Here is a 9,156-nt window from a genome sequence, read left to right as displayed (position 1 = left end):
GGCCGGCCGCCGCCGTCCGTAAGGTCCGATGGCATGCCCGTCGACGAGACCGCCAGCACCGACAACACCGCCGGCTCCGCCGGGAGCGCTGCGCACCGGCCGCTCTTCCTGCTCTCCGGCGACCCCCTCCGCCCCCGGCGTACGGACCCGCATTTCGCGGCGGAGGCCGCGGCGGCACGGGCGGCCGGCGCAACGACCGCGGTGATCGACCACGAGGCGCTGCTCTCCGGGGACGCCGAACGGGCGGTGGCCCGGGTGCCACGCGATGCCGGACCGGTCTGGTACCGCGGCTGGATGCTGCCCGCGCCCCGCTACGCCGAGCTGGCCGCCACCCTCAAGGCCCACGGCTGCCGCCTGCTCACAACCCCCGCCGCCTACCGCACCGCCCATGAACTCCCCGGCTGGTACGACACGTTCAGCGCACTCACCCCGAAGAGCGCCTGGCTGCCCTGCGCGCCGGGCCGTGCTCCGGAGGCCGCAGCTCTCGCGCGGCTTGCCCAGCCGTTCGGCGGCGCCCCTCTCGTCGTCAAGGACTGGGTGAAGTCCCGCAAACACGAGTGGGCAGAGGCCGCGTACGTGCCGGACGCGGGCGACACCGCGCGGCTGACGTCCGTGGTCGGACGGTTCATCACCCTCCAGGAGGAGTTCCTGACCGGGGGCGTGGTGCTGCGCGCCTTCGAATCGTTCGATGCGGCGGGCGAGGCCCGGGTGTGGTGGGTGGACGGGGAGCCGGTGCTGATCGGCGCCCATCCCGATACCCCGCAGCAGCGCCCCACCCCGGTTCTCACCCAAGTGGCGCCTGCCGTACGTCAGTTGGGGCTCCGCTTCGTCACCACGGACCTGGCCCGGCGCGTGGACGGCGTCTGGCGGGTGGTGGAGGTCGGCGACGGCCAGGTCAGCGGGCTGCCCGAAGGGGCCGACAGCGGGCCGCTGTTCGAGGCGCTGGTCACCGCGGGCGCCGGCTTCCCGCTGACACTCTCAGCCGGACGGGTGGCCCTGCGGGCCCTGTTGCCGACCGTGGCGGCGCGGGTCGCGGACGGCGAGACCGCGGGCTTCGACTGGATCGACGGCGCACCGCCGGAGTCCACGTCCGACGGCGCCAGGATCGCCGTACGGGCGGCCGTGGCCGGCCTCTACCGCCCCGGCTGGGGCGTCTTTGTCCTCACCGACGCCACGACCGGCACGGCACTCGGCAGCATCGGCTTCCACAGCCCGCCGGACGACGCGGGCTGGGTGGAGATCGGCTATGACCTCTCCCCCTCCGCACGCGGCGCCGGGTGGGCGACCGACGCGGCCCGGCTGCTGGCCGGCTGGGCCGCGGACCGCCCCGAGGTGGGGACGGTGTGCGCACTGGCCGAGCCGGAGAACGTACCGTCGCAGCGGGTCCTCGAACGGGCCGGCTTCCGGTTCGCCGGGCAACGCGACGGCCTGCTGGCCTACGAGGTCGACGGCACGACGCGGGACGCTCCGTTCCGCGTCAACGCCGGAAGCCGCCCTCGGAGTTGATGACCTCACCGGTGATCCAGCCGGCCTCGTCGGTCGTGAGCCAGGCGATCAGGCGGGCCGGGTCGTCCGGCTCGGCCCACCGGCCGCCGGGGAAGCGTCCGGCGACGGTCTCGCGCAGCTCACCGACCGCGTAACCGGTGTCCACAGGGCCGAGGTTGACGGTGTTCACGGTCACCCCGAGGTCGGCGAGGGTGGTGGCGAGGGAGCGGGTCGCCGAGGCCAGCGCGCCTTTGGCGAGGCCGTAGGCGACCTCGTCCGGCATACCGCCGCCCAGATCCTGACCGGAGGTCAGCATGACGATCCGGCCGCCGGTGAGTCCCTCGGCGCGGCGGCGTGCATACGCCTGCACGAGGAGGATCACCGAGCGGGCGTCGACCGCCCAGTGCGCGTCGAGCATCGCCGCGTCGATGGTGCCGAGGGTGCCGTCGCTGCCGCTGAGCGCGTGGTTGGCGACCACGATGTCCAGGCGGCCGCCGAGCGCCTCGGCGGCCGTCTCGACGAGGCGGGCGGGTGCGTCGGGCTCGGCCAGGTCGGCCGGTCCGTGCGCCACCACCGCGCCCGGGGCGGCGAGTTCACGTACTCCGTCGGCGACCGCCTCCGGACCGCCCGGGTCCGCGCCCCAGGGCTGCCGCGCGTCATGCGGCACATGGTGGTGGAGGTAGACGCCCGCGCCGTACGCGGCCAGCCTGCGGGCGACGGCGTACCCGATGCCGCGGCGCCGGCTGGCCCCGGTGACCAGGGCGGTACGGCCGAGGAGGGGCAGCGGGTCGCGGCGCGGGGCGGGGGCGGACGTGGTCGTGTCGTGACTGCTGAGGGCCTGATGACTGTCGCAGGCCTGCTGACTGTCGCGAGCTTGTCGGGCGTCGCGGGCCTGCTGGGTGGCGCGGGCCTGCCGGCTGTTGTGGTTCATGGCGCCCCACCCTGGTGCACGTCGCCCGTTCCGTCATCCCGGTTTCCCGGGCGGCCCCCGACGGCCGCCCGGGACCTGTCAGCACCCGCAGTCGTCGCCCTCCAGGGGCGCCGTCAGCGGGTCGGCCGGACGCCGCTCCGTGCCCTGCCAGGTCGCCACCTCGTAGCCCTCCCGGATCCAGTACTCGATGCCGCCGAGCATCTCCTTGACGTGGTAGCCGAGCCGGGCCAGCGCGAGGGCGGCGCGGGTGGCGCCGTCACAGCCGGGGCCCCAGCAGTACACGACGACCGGGACCGCCGGGTCCAGCAGCTCCCCCGCGTCCTGCGGGATGCGGGCGGTGGGCAAATGGACGGCGCCGGGCACATGGCCCTGGTCCCATGCCTCGGTGCTGCGCGAGTCCACGACGACGAAGTCGGTTGCCCCCGCCGCGAGCGCGCTGTGTACGTCGGCGACATCGGTATGGAAGGCGAGGCGCGCGGCGAAGTACGCGGCGGCGTCTGCGGGGGCGGCCGGCGCGACGGCGAGGACAGGGCTGGTGGGACTGACGGGGCCGGCGGAGCGGCTGCTGGCGGCGGTGTGCCGCGGCGTCTGCGTGATCATGGCCGATAATCTACGGTTCGCCGTACGGCCCGAGAAGTGACGATCACCGGCAGAACCCTTGATCTGCCGGTGATTCCACTGCTAGACAGCGGAGATGACCGGTTATTCCCCTGACGCCACCGACTGGCGCATCCTCGATGTCCTGCAACGCAACGGCCGCGCGGGCTACGCCGAGTTGGCACGCGCCGTGAACATGTCCGCGAGTGCCGTCACCGAACGCGTGCGGCGCCTGGAAGAGGCCGGGGTGATATCGGGCTACGCGGCAGTGATCGAACCGGAGCGGATCGGCTTGCCGGTCCTGGCCTTTGTGCGGCTGCGCTACCCGAACGGCAACTACAAGCCGTTCCACGATCTGCTGGAGACCACCCCGGAGATCCTGGAGGCGCACCACGTCACGGGCGACGACTGCTTCATCATCAAGGTCGCCGCCCGATCGATGAGACATCTGGAGGAGGTGTCGGGGCGGATCGGGTCCCTCGGCGCGGTGACGACCAGCGTCGTCTACTCCTCGCCGCTCCCCCACCGCCCGGTCAGCCGCTGACCGGGCCACGGACCCCGACCGGCGCCGCGAAGCGACCGGCCGGCCCCTCGCTCGGAGTGGTCACGCCGCGCGGCGGCCGGATCTCGGGGGCTCTTCCCTGGAGTGCATCTCGATGGTGTGGGCGATGGAGGCCAGGGTGGTGTGCCGGTGCCAGCCGGTGAAGGATCGGCCTTCATAGTCGGTGATTCCCGTGTCGCTGCTGACATCTGCGAAATCCTGGGTGGTCTGCTCGGGACACCGGCTGAGCCCTAGCAGCTGGGACGGGCCTGCGCCGGTGAGGCTGGACAGCCACAGGCCGCTGGGCTCCTGGGAGAGTCTGTTCCACTCGGCGACCAGCACCAGCGGCGTTCCGGGTGCGTGGGGGCTGGTCACGGGCGTGATCATGGTGAAGGTGGAGCGGGCGACGGTGTCGGCGGGTGACAGCCAAGCGGTGGGCCGGCACAGCCTCTTGAGGCCTTCAGCCAGCTTGCGGGCAGGCGCCGGACCGCTGCCCAGACCGGTTCGGGGATCGGCCGAGGTAAGGGGCGTTGCGGCGCTGATGCGGATGAGGAAGGGCAGTCTGCGTCGGGTGAGGCCTTCGACCAGTGGCTGTTCCGTGAGAGCTGGGCTGTCGATGATGACGGGCCTGAGCGGCACGTTCCATGTGCCGGTCATTTCGTCGAGGGCGTCGAAGAGCAGCCCTGTCCGGGTTTGGGGTTTCACCCAGTCGGCGATGTGCGCGCGCTTGCGGGCGTTGTCTTCCAGCCAGGCGCTGGAGAGAAACAGGCGCCAGCTGACCGGGTAGCTGGCGATCCCGCCGGCGAGCCAGATGCCGAGTACCTGCTGAGTGCCCGGCGAGGGATCCACGCCCGCGCTGTGTTCCCCGTTCTTGGGGATGGACAGTGGCTGAGCCACCCAGGCTCTGGGGGCGGCGGCCTGACTCACGTGCAGGGCGAGGGCCTGGCGGACGGGCTGCCAGGCCCAGGTGGATCCGCTGACCAGATGAGTCAGGGACTGCCGTAGCGCCTCACTGCCGCCGGGCAGGGAGGCGATGTTGCTGATGGTCTTTCGGCCTGGGGCGGTCAGCAGGCCCCGGATGTAGATCTTGGCTCGCCGACGCTGGTCACTGCGTGGCATCGAGGCCAGCACCCTGTCACACACCTGGTCCATTGCTCCCCCTGCCTTCCTGCCCTGCCGGGTTCGGGCCCCATGAGCCGAACCCGGCAGGATATCCATCACGTCACTCCGCGACGCCATCGGCTGCGGAAAGGACGTTCACGGCCTCGGGCACATCCCGGCCGGACAGGGCCCGCAGCACCACCTGGGCGACGCTCACCCCGGCCCTGTCCTGTGCCTCGGCTGTGCTCGCGCCCAGATGCGGGGTGGCGGTCACGTTGTCCATGGCGAACAACGGCGAGTCTGTGCACGGCTCGGCGGCGAAGACATCGAGGGCGGCTCCGGCCACTTCGCCGGCGGCGAGCGCGGCGTGCAGCGCCTGCTCGTCGACGATGCCGCCGCGGGCCACGTTGACCACGAGAGCGGTCCGTTTGGCCTTGGCCAGCTCGGCCCGCCCGATCAGCCCGACGGTGGCCGGCGTCTTGGGCAGGTGAACGGTGATGATGTCGGCTCGGTGCAACAGCTCGTCCAGGGACAGCAGTTTGATGCCCGGCTGCCCCGCAGGCTCGTCGGCGAGGTACGGATCGTGGGCGACGATGTCCATCCCGAAGGCGGCCATCCGTTCGGCCACGAGTGTGCCGATCCGGCCCAGCCCCACCACCCCGAGTGTCTTGCCCGACAGTTCGGTGCCGGTGTGGCGGGCGCGTTGCCACGAACCCTGCTTCAGGGCGGTTGCGGCGGGGAGGATGTTGCGGGCGGTGGCCAGGATCAGAGCGCAGGTCATCTCCGCGGCGGAGACGATGTTGGCGGTGGGGGCGTTGACCACCAGCACGCCTTGGCGGGTGGCCTCGTGGACGTCGACGTTGTCCATGCCCACTCCCGCCCGACCGATGATCTTCAAGTGCGGGGCGGCGCGGATCACTTCGGCGTCCACGGTGGTGGCGCTGCGGATGAGCAGCGCATCCGCCTGGGCGGCGGCGGCCAGCAGCGCCGGCCGGTCCGTCCCGTCGCAGTGGTGGACCTCCACCTCGTGTCCGAGGGCATCGAGGGCGGCGGAGGAAAGGGTGTCGGCAACAAGCACGACAGGTTTGGTACTCACGGCGGTTCCTTACGATGTGGTGCGCGGTTCAGCGCCAGAGCAGGCCGATGCAGCCGAGTACGAGGAACACGAGGCTGTGGACGCCCAGGACGGTGCGCATGATCGCTCCGGTGTCGGCCTTCTGCTCGGTCTTCTCCTGCAGAGCCACCCCGCCACCGCCGGACGCGGCTTCTGGTGGCTGCTGGGGTGTGGGGCCGGGAGCGTCCTGGGCGAGCTGGGCGGCCAGGACGATCCGGGCGACGGCGGCACCCGACGCCAGAGCGGCGGACACGTTCTGCACGCCGACCAGCTGCACCGCCGGATACCCGAGGGCGTGGGCCGTTCCGGCCTGGGAGGCGGCGAACATGGCGTTGGCACCGGTGTTGGATCCGGCGAGGAATCCGCCGGCCGCCCCGATCCAGGGGGCGAGCAACAGGTAGGCAGGGCCCAGGGCGGCAGCAGCGTGGGCCAGGGCGTCGCTCATACCGGTGGCGGTCAGCAACGTGCCCAGTGCCACGAATACCGCGGTGGTCAGGGCCACCTGCCACCAGCGGGCCACGGTGGCCCGCAGCGCCGGGGCCAGCACGGTTGTCTCTTCGCCCAGCAGCCAGGGGGTCAGGGCGCAGGTCACCAGCAGCCAGCCGCCGGGGCCTGCGAGAACTGCCCACCAGCCCTCCTCGATTCCGACGGCGTCCAACGCGGCCCGGCTCACTAGCAGTCCGGCCACCAGGAAGCCGTACGGGGCAAGAGCGCGCCCGGCCGACTGCGCCTTTGCGCGGTCGGCGGCACTGGCCGGCTCGCGAAGGCGGGCGGTCACCAGCAACACCATGATGACGGCCAGCGCACCGAGGACTCCCGCCAGTGGGGGGCCGATGAAGACGTTGACCGCCCAGACCGTCACCCACAGGGTTCCGACCGCCAGCAGCAGGTCGGCCAGAGCGCGGCGCAGGCCGAAGGTGACGGTCAGGGCACCGGTGGCACAGATCGCGAACACCGGCGCCGACAGCAGCGCCGAGACGACGCCCAGGTGTTGGAAGTCCACGCCGCCGAGCTGGGCCGCCACCAGACTGCCGGGCGCAAGCGAGCCCCAGGGGACGGTGACCAGGCCCAGCAGGCCGACGATGGCGGCCTTCACCGGGGCCAGGCCCAGCTGTCGCAGCAGTGGGATCGCGACGACGACGCCGATACCGAAGCCGGTCAGTGATTCGGCGAACGGCGTCACACCCAACATGATCAGCAGCAGGGCGCGGGTCGGTGTGCCGCAGGCTCCCGAGATCCACTCACCCAGCCGCTGCTGCGCGCCGGTACGAGCCATGAGTTCCGACAGGAGGATCCCGCCGAAGAGGATCGCCGCGAGTTCGGCCATGGTGGGGAGCATGTGCGCCCCCGCATGGCCCAGCACCGCCGGCGCGGTGGGGAAGGCGAGGAAAGCGACAACGGCTGCGGCGACGAGAGCTGCGCTACCCGCGTAGAGAGCTTTCACGCGAGCGGCGAGCAGACCAAGGGTCACCAGGATGGGCACGGCGGCCAGCGCGGCGTTCATCGGCCCACCCCAGCAGCCGCAGCAGCTTCGAGCATCGCTGCCACACACCGGTGCGCGTCCACAAGCGCCCGCGAGGAGCCGCCCGGTGAAGGGACATAGTGGTTGTAGAACGTGGCGCCCTCCGTCAACGAGCCCAGGATCCAGACCTGTTCGTCCACCGCGCCATCCGTGCCGATCGGGTGCTGCTCGGGGGTGATGTCCACGCCGCGGCCGGAACCGGCGGTGCGGTGGCGGCGGATGCGGCCGGTGCCCGCCAGGTCCAGCAGCAGGTCGCTCGTGGTGTCCTGGATGTCGGGCTGCGGGGAGCTGGCGTGAACGAGCCAGTCGGCGGCATCCGTGTGCGGCCGGCCCAGCTGCGTGGAGGACAGCTCCCACATCTCGGCCTCCTGGTTCCATTCCAGCGTCGGCTGCGGGCCGAGCGGGACCGAGACGATCCCGGCGCGCAGCAGGGCGAGGAGTTCTTGGTGCCGCTCCAGCTGCGGACCGGTCACCGACCGGTTCAGCACACCGTTGAAGGATTCGTAGAACTCCTGGTGGGACGACTCCTCCAGGCCGTGGAAGTCGACGGCGTGACGAAGCGCGTCCCGCTGGCTGCGCAACACCTCAAGGGCCGCCTTGAGCGGACTGCCCGCAAGGCCTCGGGCAGCCTCGCGCAGATCGCTGGCCAGTTGGTTCGCGTACCAGTCCTGGTAGGAGTGGCGGTCCTGGAGACCGCCGGGCTCGGGGAAGAGGATCTGCCGGGGGTCGAACTCGCCGTATTGCGGGGCGTGTTCGCTGTCGAGCCGGGCCAGTTCCGTCTCGATCGTGCCGGTGGAGTGCGCCTCGCCGAGCACCTTGATGACGGTCTGTTCGGCTTCGTGGCCGCCGAGGAGACCGGCGGCGCGGCGGTGGAAGGCGATGCGCATCTCGGTGCACACCAACGGCAGCAGATCGGCATGCAGATCCAGAGCACCGCCCTGCGCCGCGCTGCGGGCCTGGTCGATACCGGCCGGTGTCAGTACCAGCGACTGGTAGGCGGGGGCCTCGTGACAGGCACCCGGGCGGGCCCGGAAGGGCAAGCCGGAGCGGGAGAACAGCACGATACGGGGCTCGCGCCCGCTGGGCCGGTAGACGCGGCTGCCGTCCGCGGCGACGGTGTAGGAGCCGCCACGGCCCAGGGTCAGGGCCGCCAGCGCGTCCATGCACGACAGGCCGGTCCCCGCGAGCGCCACGCTCTGCCCGGCCGCGATGGGGGCGAACCTCTCCTGGGGCGGGTAGACGTGACGCACCCGGCGGTACTCCCCGGGCCGGCGGGCGTCGCCGGCCGGCGAGGGCGTGTGTCCGGTGGTCAGGAACACGTGCCGGGTCGTCAGGACGGCGCCGCCCGTCAGGGTCAGCGACCGGGCGCCGTCGCCGGCCGCGGCGAGTTCGATCGCCTCGGCCCGGTGGAAACGGATGGCCAGATGCTCGGGTGCGCGGTCGAGGATGTGCTGCAGGTACCAGTTCAGGTAGTCGCCGAGGATGCGGCGTGGCAGGTAGTCGTCCGGGCGTATCTCCCGTCCGTCGCTGCCGAGGGTGTATCCGTCGGCAGCGATGCGCAGGCCCCGTTCGCGTACCCATTCGTGCAAGGTGGGCCCCTGCCCGGCCGCCGTGGCGCCGACGGAGGCTTCTTCGGGGAAGGGGGAGACCTGGCAGCAGATGGTGTTCAGCAGGAGGTAGTCCGGCTGGGTGGTGAGGTGGATGCCGCGTCCGTCGCATGCGGGGTCGACGATGTCGAGCGTGAATGCGCGTCCTGCCCAGGCCCTTTGGGAGGTGAGGGTGATGATGCGTTCCAGTATGCCCAGGCCCCTGGAGCCCAGGCCGATGATGCACGCGGAGGACGGCTGTTGGGAAACGTCGCTCAT

General features: G+C 71.9%; 7 protein-coding genes and 1 pseudogene. 2 read left to right on the top strand and 6 right to left on the bottom strand.

From position 1 onward, the window contains the following. Nucleotides 1–33 precede the first annotated feature (33 nt). Nucleotides 34–1,506 carry a GNAT family N-acetyltransferase gene (locus AB0I10_RS33170; RefSeq protein ID WP_363156390.1) on the top strand — a complete coding sequence of 491 codons (1,473 nt, stop codon included), beginning with the start codon at nucleotides 34–36 and terminating at the stop codon, nucleotides 1,504–1,506. Here the strand turns inward: AB0I10_RS33170 and AB0I10_RS33165 are convergent. Together AB0I10_RS33165 and AB0I10_RS33160 are read right to left on the bottom strand one after the other, a co-directional pair. Further along, the gene (locus AB0I10_RS33165; RefSeq protein WP_363156388.1) at nucleotides 1,478–2,416 is read right to left on the bottom strand and encodes an SDR family oxidoreductase; all 939 of its coding nucleotides are present in this window, start codon (nucleotides 2,414–2,416) and stop codon (nucleotides 1,478–1,480) included. The genes AB0I10_RS33170 and AB0I10_RS33165 overlap by 29 nt on opposite strands. 78 nt (nucleotides 2,417–2,494) lie before the next feature. Beyond that, the gene (locus tag AB0I10_RS33160) at nucleotides 2,495–3,016 is read right to left on the bottom strand and encodes a rhodanese-like domain-containing protein (RefSeq protein ID WP_363156387.1); all 522 of its coding nucleotides are present in this window, start codon (nucleotides 3,014–3,016) and stop codon (nucleotides 2,495–2,497) included. A 94-nt stretch (nucleotides 3,017–3,110) separates the two neighbouring features. On the opposite strand from AB0I10_RS33160, the gene AB0I10_RS33155 reads away from it, so the two are divergent. Beyond that, entirely contained in the window at nucleotides 3,111–3,557 is a 447-nt protein-coding gene (locus AB0I10_RS33155; protein WP_363156386.1) for an Lrp/AsnC family transcriptional regulator, read from the top strand. Between the two features lie 60 nt (nucleotides 3,558–3,617). Here the strand turns inward: AB0I10_RS33155 and AB0I10_RS33150 are convergent, their stop codons facing one another. From AB0I10_RS33150 to AB0I10_RS33135, 4 genes and pseudogenes are all read right to left on the bottom strand, one after another. After that, nucleotides 3,618–4,673 carry a transposase gene (locus tag AB0I10_RS33150; RefSeq protein ID WP_363156385.1) on the bottom strand — a complete coding sequence of 352 codons (1,056 nt, stop codon included), beginning with the start codon at nucleotides 4,671–4,673 and terminating at the stop codon, nucleotides 3,618–3,620. A 133-nt stretch (nucleotides 4,674–4,806) separates the two neighbouring features. Beyond that, nucleotides 4,807–5,751: pseudogene (locus AB0I10_RS33145) on the bottom strand (hydroxyacid dehydrogenase); the annotation flags it as partial. A gap of 28 nt (nucleotides 5,752–5,779) precedes the next feature. Further along, nucleotides 5,780–7,273, bottom strand: a complete 1,494-nt coding sequence (locus tag AB0I10_RS33140) for an L-lactate permease (RefSeq protein WP_363156384.1) — start codon at nucleotides 7,271–7,273, stop codon at nucleotides 5,780–5,782. Continuing rightward, on the bottom strand, nucleotides 7,270–9,156 hold the full coding sequence (locus AB0I10_RS33135) for an FAD/NAD(P)-binding protein (RefSeq protein ID WP_363156383.1): 1,887 nt from the start codon (nucleotides 9,154–9,156) through the stop codon (nucleotides 7,270–7,272). Before AB0I10_RS33135 ends, AB0I10_RS33140 begins: the two co-directional genes overlap by 4 nt.

The organism is Streptomyces sp. NPDC050636 (assembly GCF_040654775.1).
Taxonomy (GTDB): domain Bacteria; phylum Actinomycetota; class Actinomycetes; order Streptomycetales; family Streptomycetaceae; genus Streptomyces.
The sequence above is the reverse complement of the archived record's forward strand: the minus strand, read 5'-3'. Positions and strand labels throughout refer to the sequence as shown.

What these genes read in the sequence shown, in the direction of transcription:
- AB0I10_RS33140 (WP_363156384.1), bottom strand. Translation starts at nt 7,273, where the DNA reads ATGAACGCCGCGCTGGCCGCCGTGCCCATCCTGGTGACCCTTGGTCTG.
- AB0I10_RS33150 (WP_363156385.1), bottom strand. Translation starts at nt 4,673, where the DNA reads ATGCCACGCAGTGACCAGCGTCGGCGAGCCAAGATCTACATCCGGGGC.
- AB0I10_RS33135 (WP_363156383.1), bottom strand. Translation starts at nt 9,156, where the DNA reads ATGAGCGACGTTTCCCAACAGCCGTCCTCCGCGTGCATCATCGGCCTG.
- AB0I10_RS33165 (WP_363156388.1), bottom strand. Translation starts at nt 2,416, where the DNA reads ATGAACCACAACAGCCGGCAGGCCCGCGCCACCCAGCAGGCCCGCGAC.
- AB0I10_RS33160 (WP_363156387.1), bottom strand. Translation starts at nt 3,016, where the DNA reads ATGATCACGCAGACGCCGCGGCACACCGCCGCCAGCAGCCGCTCCGCC.
- AB0I10_RS33170 (WP_363156390.1), top strand. Translation starts at nt 34, where the DNA reads ATGCCCGTCGACGAGACCGCCAGCACCGACAACACCGCCGGCTCCGCC.
- AB0I10_RS33155 (WP_363156386.1), top strand. Translation starts at nt 3,111, where the DNA reads ATGACCGGTTATTCCCCTGACGCCACCGACTGGCGCATCCTCGATGTC.